A 12,625-nucleotide genomic window follows, 5' to 3' on the forward strand; every position below is an offset into this window, starting at 1 on the left:
CGGCATCAATCGCGATCCGCGCGCTCGTCCGCGCCGGTGATGATCCGTGCGTGCCGCGCCTGGGTCCAGTACGCCATCGCCCAGTCCAGCATCACCACCAGGCGGTTGCGGAAGCCGATCAGGAACCAGATGTGCGCGCCCAGCCATACCCACCACGCAAGCAAGCCGGACAGCCGCAGCCGACCGAATTGGGCCACCGCCGCCATGCGGCCAATGGTCGCCAGCGAGCCGGCGTCGCGGTAGCGGAACGGCTGCGGGCGACGGTCGCCGCGTAGGCGGGCGGCGATCAGGCGGCCCACGTGCTGGCCCATCTGTTTGGCGGCGGGTGCCACACCCGGCACCGGGCGTCCATCCTGCTGCACGCTGGCGAGGTCGCCCAGCACGAACACCTCCGGATGGCCGGGCAGGCTGAGATCGGCTTGCACGATCACGCGGCCCGCGCGATCCAGCGGCGCGTCGAGGCTGCGGCCCAGCGGTGAAGCGGCCACGCCCGCGGCCCACAATACGGTGTGCGCGGCGATGCGCTCGGTACCCAGCGTCACGCCTTCGCCGTCCACCGACGTCACCGCCTGACCGATGCGTACCTGTACGCCGAGATGCTCCAGCTGCCGCTGCGCCTTGGCCGACAGTGCGGGATCGAACGCCGCCAGCACGCGCGGTCCCGCTTCCACCAGCAGGATGTTGGCCGCTCGCGGCTGGGCGCGGCGGAACTCGCCGGTCAGCGTATGGCGCGCGATTTCCGCGAGGGTGCCGGCCAGTTCCACGCCGGTGGCTCCACCGCCCACCACCACGAAGTTGAGCCAAGCCTGGCGGCGGGCGGGGTCGTCCTCTTGCTCGGCGCGCTCGAACGCGGTGAGCACCCGGCGGCGGATCGCCAGCGCATCGTCCAGCGACTTCAGTCCAGGTGCATCGGCCGCCCAGCCGTCGTGGCCGAAGTAGGCATGCGCCGCGCCGGTGGCGACGAGCAGCCAGTCATAGTCCAGCCGTTCGCGCGTGAGTTGTACGCGGCGCTGCGCGAGGTCGATACCGGTGACCTCATCCATCAGTACGGTGACGTTGCGCTGGTGGCGCAGGATCTGCCGCAGCGGGGCCGCGATCGACGGCGCCGACAAGCCCGCGGTGGCGACCTGGTACAGCAGCGGCTGGAACAGATGATGATTGTGCCGGTCGACCAGGGTGATGCGCGCCGGCGTGCGGGCCAGGGCCTGCGTCGCGGTGAGCCCACCGAAACCACCGCCGAGTATCACGATGTGGGGCAGTGCGTCGGACATCGCGAAGCTCCTGGGACACAGCCCGTGATTGTAGGTCACGTCATGGCGGCTTGAAGCCGGGGCGCGATGGATGCCTGTCAGTGACCCGGCGATCCCCATCCCGGCGGCATCACGACCAGCAGCGCCCGCCTTTTCCAAGAGTCTGCCTGCCGGATATCGCGCCAGAGCAGGTCGATTTCGCCGAAGTAGGTGTCGGTGAAATCGTTGGGCTTCTGCGGGCGGCTCAGGCCGTATCTGGGCCTGACCCCGGGAATCTCGCGGCGAAGCGTGCCGAACAGCTTGTCCCAGATCGGCAAGGTGTTGCAGTAGTTCGTGTCGATGTATTCCGGATTGCTGGAGTGATGGACGCGGTGATCCGAGGGCATCAGCAGCAGCGTGTCGAGGAAGCAGCCGGTTCTGCCGGACGGCCAGGCCTCCTCGCTGAAATGGATCAGCGAGCCCCAGCATGCATCGATCACCATGCAGAGCAGCAACAGCTCCATGGGCACGCCCAGGATCGAGCAGATCGCCGTGCGTATGAAGTTCGCGTAGGTGCCTTGCAGGAAGAAGGCAGCGAAGATCACGCCGAGATTCATGTGCGTAGGGGCGTGGTGCGGCGAATGCAGCACCCACAGCAGTCGGACCCTGTGACAGGTCCAGTGGTAGACGAAGTGGCTCAGTTCCCATACGACGTAGGCGTAGAAGAACCAGAGGATATGCAGCGGCGCGGTGAATGGCGCGACCGCGGCAAAATGCCGTTGCGTCCACAGGAAGACGTCGACGTTGACCAGCACGCCGATGACCCAGTTGAACGCGTACATCAGCACGGGAATCTTGTAGACCGCATAGAGCCTGCCCGGCGAGCGGTGGTAGGCCCAGACGAGAAAGGCGATCTCGCACATCAGGATCGCGGGGAAGATCGGCGAAACCACCGCCTCGATGCCCTGGATGCTCTTGAACGAGGCCAGCGTCAGGTGATGCGTGGACCTCAGCGTCTCAAGGCCGCCAAGGCCGAAAAAGTTGACCAACGCTTCGGGCAGTTTCATGCGGTCTCCCCATCGTCATCCGGCCGATCCTAACGCGCACGGAACTTGCCGGGGCGAAACCGCGTCACGCCATCAGTAGAGGTCGATCGGATCCACGTCCAGCGACCAGCGCACCTTGCGCGCGTCGGGCAGGCGCGCGAGGTGCGCGGCCCACGGGCGCAGCGTGGCGTGGAGTTCGCGACGGCTGGCGGCTTCCAGCAGCAACTGGCCGCGTTGGCGGCCGGCGCGCAACGGCATCGGGGCGGGCATGGGGCCGGCGACCTGCAGGCCGTGATCCGGAGGAAGTGCGGCACAGGCCGCGGCGAGGAAGGTATCGACTGCCGCGCGTTGGGTGGCCTCGGCGCGCAGCAGCACCTGGTGTGCATAGGGCGGAAGCATGACCTGCCGCCGCTCGGCCAGCAGGGTCTGCGCGGCAGCGGCATAACCGTGCGCCAGCAGCTGGCGCAGCAGCGGGTGATCGGGGTGGTGGGTCTGCAGCAGTACGCGGCCCGGCTTGGCGGCGCGACCGGCGCGGCCGGCGACCTGCACGAGTTGCTGCGCCAGCCGCTCGCTGGCGCGGAAGTCCACGCTGAGCAGGCCTTCGTCCACGCCGACGATGGCGACGAGGGTGAGATTGGGCAGGTCGTGACCCTTGGCCAGCATCTGGGTACCCACCAGGATCGCGGGCTTCGCCTCGTCGCGCAGCGTGTCGAGCAAATGCTCGAAGGCATCACGACGGCGCGTGGTTTCGCGGTCGATGCGCAACACCGGTGTGCCGGGGAAGTGCGCGGCCAGCGTTTCCTCCAGCCGTTCGGTGCCCTGGCCCTGCGGCTTCAGCTCGGTGGCGCCGCAGGCCGGGCAGGCGGGAGGAACGCGGCTGTGATGATCGCAGTGGTGGCAGATCAGCGCGCGGCGACCGGCATGCAGGGTCAACGGGTGTTCGCAGCGCGGGCAGTCGGCATGCCAGCCGCAGGCATGGCATAGCAGCACTGGCGCGTAGCCGCGGCGGTTCTTGAACACCAGCACCTGTTCGCCGCGCGCCACGGTGTCGGCGACCGCGGCGAGCAGGGTCGGCGAGAGGCCGTGCTGCAGCCGTTGTGCACGCATGTCCACGATCTGCACCTGCGGCGGTCGCACGGCGCCGGGGCGCGCGCGCAGGTGCAGTGCGCGATAGCGGCCGGCCTCCACGTTTGCCAGCGATTCCAGCGAGGGCGTGCCCGAACCCAGCAGCACCGGTACGTTCAGTGCGCGGGCGCGCACGACGGCGAGATCGCGTGCGTGATAACGGAAACCTTCCTGCTGCTTGTAGGCGCCGTCGTGTTCCTCGTCGACGATCACCAGCCCGGCATGCGGCAGCGGCGTGAATACCGCCGAGCGAGTGCCCAGGATCACTTTCGCCTCGCCCGAGCGTGCACGCAGCCAGGCACGGGCGCGCTCGCCTTCCGCCAGGTTGGAGTGGATCACCTCCACCGCCACGCCGAGGCGTTCGCGCAGGCGGCGCACGGTCTGCGGGGCGAGGCCGATTTCGGGCACCAGCAACAGGGTTTGCCGGCCCTGCGCCAAGGTGCGTTCGATCAAGGCGAGGTATACCTCGGTCTTGCCGCTGCCGGTGACGCCATCGAGCAGGAAGGGTTGGTAGTGGCCAAGGCTGGCGGCCACCTCGGCCACGGCCTGCTGCTGCTCTTCGCCCAGCACGGGTGCGGCGCGGGTGGCGATGGCGTCGGTGGCCTTGCGTTCGCCGCGCTCGAGCAGGCCGGCCGTGAGCAGCCGCCGTGCCGCGGCGCGCCAGCCGGGGAGGCAGGCGTCGAGTTCGTTGGCAGCCAACGGACCGGCGGCGAGTTCGGCGAGCAGCGTGCGGCTGGCGCCACGGCGGCTGCCGGCGTCCAGAGCACTGCGGCCGGAGGTGGTGAGCGACCAGCACTCCTCGCCCAGCGGAGGCAGCGGCTTCGCTTCGCGCAGCGCCAGCGGCAGCGCATTCGCATAGGCCTCGCCGGGCGCGCCCAGCCAGTAGTCGGCGGCCCAAGCCAGGGTGTGCATCAGCTCGGCGTCGAGCAGGGGGGCGTCGTCGAGCAGGCGCAGCGCGCGTTTCAACCTGCCCGCGCCCACCGAGGGCTCCACGTCAGTGGCCACCACCACTCCCACTGCCTGGCTGCGGCCGAACGGCACCAGCACCCGGCTGCCTGGCCGCGGCTCCCCGCCGGACGCGGGCGGCAAGTAGTCGAACAGGGTGGGCAGGGGTACGGGTAGGGCGACGCGCAGGACGGCGGGCATCATGGCAACCAAGTTTAACGGCCGGGCCGGTCTTGCTGAGGCCGCATTCTCCGCGCAAGGGGCAGGCGGGACGGCGTTTGCGGAGACATGCTGTCCAAGGGTCGAGGAGTCAGGTGCAAGTCACTCAGCCGCACAGGTTTTTTCGCTTATCCACAACGCCTGTGGATAAGTCTGTGGACGGCGCGGGGACGAGGGGCGCCGAAGCGCATGGCGGCGCCCTTCGCGACAGTCTGGACACGTTTTGGTCATGTAAAAAACAATTTATGCATCAATGACTTGCAATTCGCGTCTAGCGGGCGTTCATCGAACGGACAAACAAGGCGGCGTGCCTTGACAGGTCGATGATGCTGTGCAAAACCGCGGCCAGACGGCTTCCGCTGGTGCGTCGTTCAGTGCGCCAGACCCAGCACAAATGCGAACAGCAGCACAAAACCGAGCAGCCAGAAGTAGCACCAGCCGATGCACCAGTACTTCAGCAAGGTCATCGGCCAACCCTGCCGATAGATCCGTTTTTGCATCATCAGCAGGTAGACCGGAGCCCAAAGGACCAGGAGCCGTTCCAACCAGTTCAGCGGCGTCGTCGTCCACAGCGCGTGCGGCTCCAGCCAATGGGCGAACATGGTCAGCAGCGTGCACAGCAGCAGCCACAGGAACAGAAAGGCGTGGCTGTGCAGCGCCACGATCAGGTGCTCCATGTAGAGCCGCCGCTTGAACACGTAGAACAGCTTGAGTAGCAGGGCGAACACCGGCACGAGCACCAGCATGGCGCCGGGCAGGTTGCCGAAGACGCCGCTGACCACGCGCTCTTTGGCGGCCTGGCGGCTTACCGCATCGCCATGCCGGAAGGCGTGCCAGTTGTCGTCGATGTGCTGGCGAACCGCGTTCAGGCGCTGATTGGCGAAATCGGGCAGCCAGGCGACGTGCACCGGCTCCACTTTGCTGGTGGTCGCCGAGCTCGGGCTGGCCGGAGGGGCGGTGTCTGCCTCGGCGGGCAGTGGCTGGGCATGCAACTCGACCAGCCGTTGATTGGCGGCGGCGCGCAGTCGTTGCTTCGTGGAGGTTGCCTGCGCTGCCATCGCGTCGTCGCCGAAGGTCTGTACGGCGTTCAAGGCGTTGACCTTCTCTTCGAGCTGCTCGCGTACCTCGTTCGCGCTGTCGGCCTGCGCGAAGTCGGTGCCGCGGTCGAGCAACACCTGGTGCTGGCGTTGTTCGATGCTGTGGTTGATCGCCGCCGAGGTGGCCAAGTGCAGCACGAAGAAGCACAGCAGGCTCAGTACGAACATCAGCCGGAATGGCGCGATGTAGCGGACGCGGCGTCCCGAGAAGTATTCCAGCGTGAGGAAGCCGGGCTTGACGAACAGCGGCGGCAACGTGTGCACGATGCGGCTGTCGATATGCAGCACCGTCTCCACGGTTTCCTCGACCATGTGGTGCATCGGCTTGAGCACGCTGTGCATGGATTGCCCGCACTCGTGGCAGAACTCGCCGACGAGCGGGGTCGCGCAGTTGGCGCAGTACTGGCCTTCGTGGCTGACCAGGGATTTCATCAGTGTGCCCCTCGATGTTGCTGCAGCGCGCGATCTTGGCACAGCATGCGGCTCCCGACAGCCCTGCCCGCTAGAATGGCGGCTCCTAGGAGCCTTCGATGAAACCGTTTCGCCCCGAGCGTGCCCGTGTGCGGCACGAGATCGGCGCCACCGTGCGCCTCGCCATTCCGCTGATCCTGGCGCAATTGGCCGCGGTCGGCAGCAACGTGATCGACGCGATACTCTCCGGCCACGTCAGCGCCCATGTGCTGGGCGCGGTGGCGGTGGGCGCGAGCATCTGGTCGCTGGCGATCGTTTGCGGCATCGGCATGATGATGGCGGTGCCGCCTTCGGTGGCGCAGCTGGACGGCGCCGGGCGGCGCCACGAGGTGGGCGGCGTGTTCCGCCAGGCGCTGTGGCTGGCGCTGGCGATGGGAGCGCTGCTGTGGTTCGCGGTGCGCCATGCGGGGCCGTTGATCGACCTGATCGGCGTGACGCCCAGCCTGCGCTACGACGTGGAGCGTTTCCTGTCCGCGATCAGCTGGGGCGCGCCCGCGCTGACTTGCTACTTCGCGCTGCGCGGACTGTCCGAGGGCTTGTCGCTGACCCGGCCATCGATGTATTTCGGCTTCGGCGGCCTCGTGTTGCTGGTGCCGCTTGGTTATGTACTGATGTTCGGCAAACTGGGCATTGCGCCGCAGGGCGCGCACGGCTGCGGCATCGCTACCGCCACCGCGTTATGGCTGGAGATGCTGGGTTTTGGCGTCTATGTGCTGAAACACCGCAACTACCACGGGCTGAACCTGTTCGAGCGTTTCGAGTGGCCGCACTGGCGACGTATCGGCGCGCTGCTGCACATCGGTCTGCCGATGGCGGTGACCCTGCTGGCCGAGGGTGGGCTGTTTGTGGCTACGGCGCTCGTCATCAGCACGTTGGGCGAGGACGTGATCGCCAGCCACCAAGTGGCGCTCAACGTCGCCACGGTGTTCTTCATGGTGCCGCTGGGCGTGGCGATGGCGATCACCGTGCGGGTGGGCAACGCGGTGGGGCGCGGCGACGCGCGCGGCGTGCGCTACGCCGGCCTCTGCGGTATCGCCCTGACCTTGGCCACGCAGCTGGTGTCCGCCTCGCTGATGCTGGCGCTGCCGCATTTCATCGCCATGCTGTACACGCACGACGCCAAGGTGATTGCGCTGGCGGCGCAGCTGATCGTGCTGGCGGGGTTGTTCCAGTTCTCCGACGGCATCCAGGTGGCCGCGAACGGCGCGCTGCGCGGACTCAAGGACACTCGCGTGCCGATGGCGATCACCTTGTTCGCCTACTGGGGCGTGGGCATGCCTGCCGGCTGGTGGCTGGCCTTCCACCACGGCCTGGGTGCGCGCGGCATGTGGATGGGGCTGATCGCCGGCCTCAGCGTGGCGGCGCTGCTGCTGTTCATCCGCTTCTGGCGCAGCGCCTGGCGCGAGCGCTGGCGGCGGCACATGCTGGCGCCGGCGGAGCAGCCGGTGCCAGTCGCCCCAGGCATGACGTGACGCTGCGCGAACGGCTACGCTAGGGCGAACCGCCCGGGGAACCCGCACCGATGCAGCCACCGCCCATGCCATCCCGTTCTTCGCCGCCTACAAACCGGCCGCCGCGCCAGTACGGTTTCTGGGCGGTGCTGTGCGGCATCGGCCGCGGCATCAACGTGGTGCGGCTGCTGATCATCAACGCGGTGTTCTTCTTCTTTCTGCTGATCGTGCTGCTGTTCGTGGTCGGTGTGATCGCCGGCAGCCGGGATGAGCACACGGTGGCGGACGGCAGCGTGCTGGTGCTGCAACCCGAGGGGCAACTGGTCGAGCAATACAGTGTCGGCGCGCTGCAGCGCACGCTGGCAAAGCTCTCTGGCGACAAGGCGCAGCAAGTGCAGCTGCGCGACCTGGTGGACGCCATCGATGGCGCGGCGAAAGACAAGCGCATCAGCCGCATCTTGTTGCTGCCGGACGAGCTGCACGCCGGTGGCTTCGCCGCGCTGCACGAGGTGGGGACGGCGCTGGATCGCTTCCGTGCCACCGGCAAGCCGGTGATCGCCTGGGCGGCGAACCTGGGCCAGGGCCAGTACTACCTTGCCGCGCATGCCGACCGGGTGCTGCTCGATCCGCAGGGCAGCCTGATGCTGACCGGCCTCGCGAATTACCGGTTGTTCTACAAGGATCTGCTCGACAAGCTGGGCGTGGACGTGCACCTGTTCCGCGTGGGTCAGTTCAAGAGCGCGGCGGAGCCCTTCATCCTCGACCATGCCTCGCCTTCCTCGAAGGAGGCCGACGGCTACTGGATGGGCGGGCTGTGGGACGAGTACCTCGCCGAGGTGGCGAAGCTGCGCAAGCTCGATCCCGCGACGTTGCGTGCCGATGTCGACAACCTGCCGCAGACCATTGCCAGCGCCCAGGGCGACCTTGCCAAGCTCGCGCTCGACGAGCACCTGATCGACGGCACCGCCACCCGTGCCGAGCTGATCGCAATGCTGCGCACCCAAGGCGTGCCCGCGGGGAAGAATGGCCACGGCTTCCGCGCGGTGGACCTGGCGCATTACGGCGCCGACCTGCCGAGCGGGAGTCTGTTCGCGCAGGGCGTGACCGTGGTGGTGGCCGAGGGCGAGATCGGCGGCGGCAAGCGCCCGCCGGGGGCGATCGGCGGCGAATCCACTGCGGCGCTGATCCGCGACGCGCGCGAGGACAAGCGCACCAAGGCGCTGGTGCTGCGGGTGGACTCGCCCGGCGGCGAGGTATATGCCGCGGAGCAGATCCGCCGTGAGGTCGCGCTCACCCGCGAGGCCGGCATTCCGGTCGTGGTGTCGATGGGCGACGTGGCCGCCAGCGGCGGCTACTGGATATCGATGAACGCCGATCGCATCATGGCTGAGCCGAACACCATCACCGGTTCGATCGGCATCTTCGGCATGTATTACACGGTGCCGAACACTTTGGCCAAGTTCGGCATCCAGAGCGACGGCGTGGCCACCGGGCCGATGGCCGGCGCGTTCGACATCACCCGCCCGCTCGATCCCAAGGTGGGTGCAGTGATCCAGGCGATCATCGACAAGGGCTATCGCGACTTCGTAGGCGGCGTAGCCAAGGCGCGCGGCAAGAGCTTCGATGCCATCGACGCGATCGCCCAGGGCCGCGTGTGGACCGGGAGCCAGGCGCTCGATCGCGGCCTGGTCGACCAGCTTGGCGGCCTGGGCGACGCCACGGCCGCAGCCGCCGGACTTGCCAAGCTGGGCAAGGACTACCCGGTGCGCTACCAGGAGGCACCGCTGGGCACGTTCGAGCGCCTCCTGGTCGACTCCAGCCAGAGCGCGAGCGTGCAGCTGCTGCAATCCTGGGGGCTGCGCTTGCCGCCTTGGTTCGCGCAGGTCCACGCCTTGGCGCCGGAGCTGTCGCTGTTGCGGGACGCCAGGGCCGGTACGCCGAACGTCTACGCGTATTGCTTCTGTTCGCCGCACTGAGCGCGGCGAGAGGCGTTCAATCGATCGCGGCGTGGTACCACTCGCCACGCTGCGTCGCCCGGATCGGCAGATCGAATGCCTCGCTCAGCGCGGCGTCGGTGAGCGTATCGGCCTTGTCGCCTTGCCGCAGCACGCGGCCGCGCTTGAGCAGCAGCACCTGATCGATCTCGGGGATGATTTCCTCGACATGGTGGGTCACCAGCAACAGGGTGGTGCCGCCGCGCGCCAGGGTGCGCAGGCCCTCCAGGAAGCGGCGGCGGCTGGCGAGGTCCAGTCCTGCACAGGGCTCGTCCAGCAGCAGGGCGCGCGGGCGGTGTACCAGGGCGCGGGCGATCAGCACGCGTCGTGCTTCGCCGGTGGACAAGCCCGCCATCTCGCGGCCGATCAGGTGGCTGGCGCCGAGCTGTTCGAGCGCCGCATTCGCGCGTTCGCGCATGCCTTCGCTGACCCGATGGTCCAGCCTCAGACCGCGCGCGGCGTAGAAGCCGGAAACCACCGCGTCGAACACCTCCAGCGGCATCTCGCTGGTGTAGTCGCGCTGCAGCGCGGGCGAGACGATGCCGAGCAGGCCGTGCAGCTCAGCCACGTTCCAGCGCCCGCGGCCGAACACGCGTACCGGACTGCGGCAATCACCCCGCGCCAGCGGGTAGAGCTGGCGGGCGATCAGTTGCACCAGGGTGGACTTGCCCGAGCCGTTGGGGCCGAGGATCGCGGTGTGCCGGCCCGTGTCGACGCGCAGGCTGAAGTGGTCGAGCACCGGCTGGCCGTTACGCAGTACGGTGGCGTCGTCGATCTCCAGCAATGGCGGTGCGGGGACGGGCAAGGTGTCGGCATGCATGCCGGCACGATGCCGGCAAAGCCGCCGGATGGCAAGGTATTCGGACGTCGAGACGTCCAAATGGCGATTACTGCTCCTGTGCCTCGATCTGTTTGCGCTGCTCTTCCGCTTGCTTGTCCACGATTTTCTGCACGTCCTTTGCCCGCTGCTCGTCGGCCTTCATGGCATCCCACGGTGTGGCGACGCGGCTGCTGGCTGCGGTGGCCGGTTGCGCGGTGGTCGTGGGCGTCGGCGGCTTGCCGGAACAGGCGGCGAGAGAGAGCAGGCACAGCAGCGGAAGCGTGATTTTCATCGTGCGAGCCTCATGGAATGCAGGCGTTGAGTGTCCCGCTGCATGGACCCGCCGGCAAGACCATCGTGTAAGCTCGCCTCATGAACAGCCGCACCGATGCCTGGCAACTGCACGGCCATACCGCCCTGATCACCGGCGCCAGCAAGGGCATCGGCTACGCCACCGCGCACGAACTGGCCGGGCTGGGCGCGAACCTGTTGCTGGTGGCGCGCGACGAGGATTACCTCGAGCAGGTGAGGGTGGAGCTGGCCGACGAGCACGAGGGTATCGAGGTCTATGCGCTGGGCGCCGACCTCGCCGATGCGGAGGATCGGCTCGCGGTGTTCGACTGGGTGGCCGACATCGGCCTGCCGCTGTCCTTGCTGGTCAACAACGCAGGCGGCAATGTGCCGAAGCCGGCGCTGGAGTACGGCGACGACTATAGGGAGATCTTCGAGCTGAACCTGTTCGCCGCCTTCGAGATGTGCCGGCTGGCGCATCCACAGCTGGTGCAACACGCGAACGCGGCGATCGTGAACGTGGGCTCGGTGTCCGGCGCCACCCACGTGCGCACCGGCGCACCGTACGGCATGAGCAAGGCTGCGCTGCACCAGCTCACGCGCAACCTCGCCGCGGAGTGGGCGGTGGACGGCATCCGCGTCAACGCAGTAGCGCCGTGGTACATCCGTACCCAGCGCACCGATCCCGCACTGGCCGACGAGGATTACCTGGAAGAGGTGCTGGAGCGCACGCCGCTCAAGCGCATCGGCGAGCCGGAGGAAGTGGCCGCGGCAATCGCCTTCCTGTGCCTGCCCGCGGCCAGCTACATCACCGGCCAGGTGCTGGGTGTGGACGGCGGCTTCCTCAGCTACGGTTTCTGAGGGCCTGCCCGTGATCCCGGCGTGGCCGTGCCGGGAAGCTGTTCGCGCGCAGGCGAGGCTCAGAATGCAGCCTCGTGCTCCTCGGCAGCAAAACCCAACGTCACCGCGCCTTCGCCCACATTGACCATGCCGGTGATGCTCATCGGCGCTTCCATCAGCGTGACACCGCATTCTTCGCAGGCCGTGCGCAGGCCGGCGTAGCCGGGCAGGTGCGACAGCACGGCGAGATCGCCGCCGTAGCTGGCACAGACCATCGGCACCAGCAGGCCGGCGCGCACGCGCGCGGCGGCATAGTCGAACAGCTGCTGTGCGCCCTGCTCGAAGCCGCGCGCCTTGCCTACCGGCCCGGTCTCGCCGCGGAAGCAGCGCAGGATCGGCTTGATGTCCAGCGCCGACCCCAGCATCGCGCTGAACAGGCCGACGCTGCGGTCGTTCTTCTTCTTGGCGCGGGCGCGCAGGTAGTACAGGTCGCGCGGCAGCATGTAGCCGTAGCTGTGGTTGGCGATGTGATTGAGTCGTTCGCGGATCGTGGCCGGGGCCTCGTCCGCGGCGATGAGCCGTGCGGCCTCGAAGACTGCTGGCGCTGCGCCGGCGAAGATGTTGCGGGTATCGATCACCCGCATCAGGAACGGACCATTGACACCGGCCGGCTCGCGCACCTCGCGGTAGCCGCGCAGCACCGCGAAGCTGGCACGCACCACGTTGTCGTGGATCGGGCTGCGGGTGGCGGTGATGGTGAGGCTGAACACGCAGTCCTGCTCCAGCACCAGGCGCTCAAGGAACAGCTGCTGCACTTCCTCTGCCGAGGTGGGCTCGGTTTCCGCCGAGTGGCTGCGGCTGCCGAGGCGACGGTTGATGAAACGCTGGATCTCTGCGGGATCGCGATCGTCCATGAAGGTTTCGCCATCCACCTTCACGGTGATCGGCATCACCGTGATGCGGTGCTCCTGCAGAAACGCTTGCGGCAGATCGCAGGCGGCGTCCATGGTCAGGCCCATGCGCATGTGTCATCCCCCTCGAATGGCATTCGCAACATAACACGAGGGTACGCCGGCGGCAGCCGCATCCATTCATAA

10 protein-coding genes are annotated in these 12,625 nt (G+C 67.9%); 3 read left to right on the forward strand and 7 right to left on the reverse strand.

The genetic code is table 11. The features are described 5' to 3' along the window. Positions 1-5: 5 nt before the first annotated feature. From ISP14_RS05870 to ISP14_RS05885, 4 genes are all read right to left on the reverse strand, one after another. A complete protein-coding gene (locus ISP14_RS05870; protein WP_404537062.1) occupies positions 6-1,271 on the reverse strand; it encodes an NAD(P)/FAD-dependent oxidoreductase in 1,266 nt (421 codons plus the stop codon). Between the two features lie 77 nt (positions 1,272-1,348). Next, a complete protein-coding gene (locus ISP14_RS05875) occupies positions 1,349-2,296 on the reverse strand; it encodes a sterol desaturase family protein (protein ID WP_404537063.1) in 948 nt (315 codons plus the stop codon). Between the two features lie 72 nt (positions 2,297-2,368). After that, positions 2,369-4,546 carry a primosomal protein N' gene (locus ISP14_RS05880; RefSeq protein ID WP_404537065.1) on the reverse strand — a complete coding sequence of 726 codons (2,178 nt, stop codon included), beginning with the start codon at positions 4,544-4,546 and terminating at the stop codon, positions 2,369-2,371. 389 nt (positions 4,547-4,935) lie between these two features. Then, positions 4,936-6,093 (reverse strand): DUF3667 domain-containing protein, encoded by a 1,158-nt coding sequence (locus ISP14_RS05885; protein ID WP_404537067.1) that lies wholly within the window; start codon positions 6,091-6,093, stop codon positions 4,936-4,938. 98 nt (positions 6,094-6,191) lie between these two features. Between ISP14_RS05885 and ISP14_RS05890 the strand changes: the two genes are divergently transcribed. Together ISP14_RS05890 and sppA are read left to right on the forward strand one after the other, a co-directional pair. Beyond that, the gene (locus tag ISP14_RS05890) at positions 6,192-7,604 is read left to right on the forward strand and encodes an MATE family efflux transporter (protein ID WP_404537069.1); all 1,413 of its coding nucleotides are present in this window, start codon (positions 6,192-6,194) and stop codon (positions 7,602-7,604) included. A gap of 65 nt (positions 7,605-7,669) precedes the next feature. Further along, complete coding sequence (sppA, locus tag ISP14_RS05895; protein WP_404537071.1) at positions 7,670-9,559, forward strand: signal peptide peptidase SppA; 1,890 nt, start codon at positions 7,670-7,672, stop codon at positions 9,557-9,559. A 16-nt stretch (positions 9,560-9,575) separates the two neighbouring features. On the opposite strand, the gene ISP14_RS05900 is transcribed toward sppA, so the two are convergent. Together ISP14_RS05900 and ISP14_RS05905 are read right to left on the reverse strand one after the other, a co-directional pair. Further along, positions 9,576-10,397, reverse strand: coding sequence for an ABC transporter ATP-binding protein (locus ISP14_RS05900; protein ID WP_404537073.1), 822 nt, complete (start codon positions 10,395-10,397; stop codon positions 9,576-9,578). Between the two features lie 67 nt (positions 10,398-10,464). Further along, the gene (locus ISP14_RS05905; RefSeq protein WP_404537075.1) at positions 10,465-10,689 is read right to left on the reverse strand and encodes a hypothetical protein; all 225 of its coding nucleotides are present in this window, start codon (positions 10,687-10,689) and stop codon (positions 10,465-10,467) included. An 80-nt stretch (positions 10,690-10,769) separates the two neighbouring features. On the opposite strand from ISP14_RS05905, the gene ISP14_RS05910 reads away from it, so the two are divergent. Next, positions 10,770-11,549, forward strand: a complete 780-nt coding sequence (locus ISP14_RS05910; protein WP_404537076.1) for an SDR family oxidoreductase — start codon at positions 10,770-10,772, stop codon at positions 11,547-11,549. Positions 11,550-11,608: 59 nt separating this feature from the next. Here the strand turns inward: ISP14_RS05910 and ISP14_RS05915 are convergent, their stop codons facing one another. Continuing rightward, positions 11,609-12,553 (reverse strand): DegV family protein, encoded by a 945-nt coding sequence (locus ISP14_RS05915; protein WP_404537078.1) that lies wholly within the window; start codon positions 12,551-12,553, stop codon positions 11,609-11,611. Positions 12,554-12,625: the final 72 nt, after the last annotated feature.

Source organism: Dyella agri (assembly GCF_044904705.1).
GTDB lineage: Bacteria > Pseudomonadota > Gammaproteobacteria > Xanthomonadales > Rhodanobacteraceae > Rhodanobacter_A > Rhodanobacter_A agri.

Bases quoted from the DNA above. Each gene is read 5' to 3' on its own strand.
- ISP14_RS05870 (WP_404537062.1), bottom strand. From the start codon at position 1,271: ATGTCCGACGCACTGCCCCACATCGTGATACTCGGCGGTGGTTTCGGT.
- ISP14_RS05875 (WP_404537063.1), bottom strand. From the start codon at position 2,296: ATGAAACTGCCCGAAGCGTTGGTCAACTTTTTCGGCCTTGGCGGCCTT.
- ISP14_RS05880 (WP_404537065.1), bottom strand. From the start codon at position 4,546: ATGCCCGCCGTCCTGCGCGTCGCCCTACCCGTACCCCTGCCCACCCTG.
- ISP14_RS05885 (WP_404537067.1), bottom strand. From the start codon at position 6,093: ATGAAATCCCTGGTCAGCCACGAAGGCCAGTACTGCGCCAACTGCGCG.
- ISP14_RS05890 (WP_404537069.1), top strand. From the start codon at position 6,192: ATGAAACCGTTTCGCCCCGAGCGTGCCCGTGTGCGGCACGAGATCGGC.
- sppA (WP_404537071.1), top strand. From the start codon at position 7,670: ATGCCATCCCGTTCTTCGCCGCCTACAAACCGGCCGCCGCGCCAGTAC.
- ISP14_RS05900 (WP_404537073.1), bottom strand. From the start codon at position 10,397: ATGCATGCCGACACCTTGCCCGTCCCCGCACCGCCATTGCTGGAGATC.
- ISP14_RS05905 (WP_404537075.1), bottom strand. From the start codon at position 10,689: ATGAAAATCACGCTTCCGCTGCTGTGCCTGCTCTCTCTCGCCGCCTGT.
- ISP14_RS05910 (WP_404537076.1), top strand. From the start codon at position 10,770: ATGAACAGCCGCACCGATGCCTGGCAACTGCACGGCCATACCGCCCTG.
- ISP14_RS05915 (WP_404537078.1), bottom strand. From the start codon at position 12,553: ATGCGCATGGGCCTGACCATGGACGCCGCCTGCGATCTGCCGCAAGCG.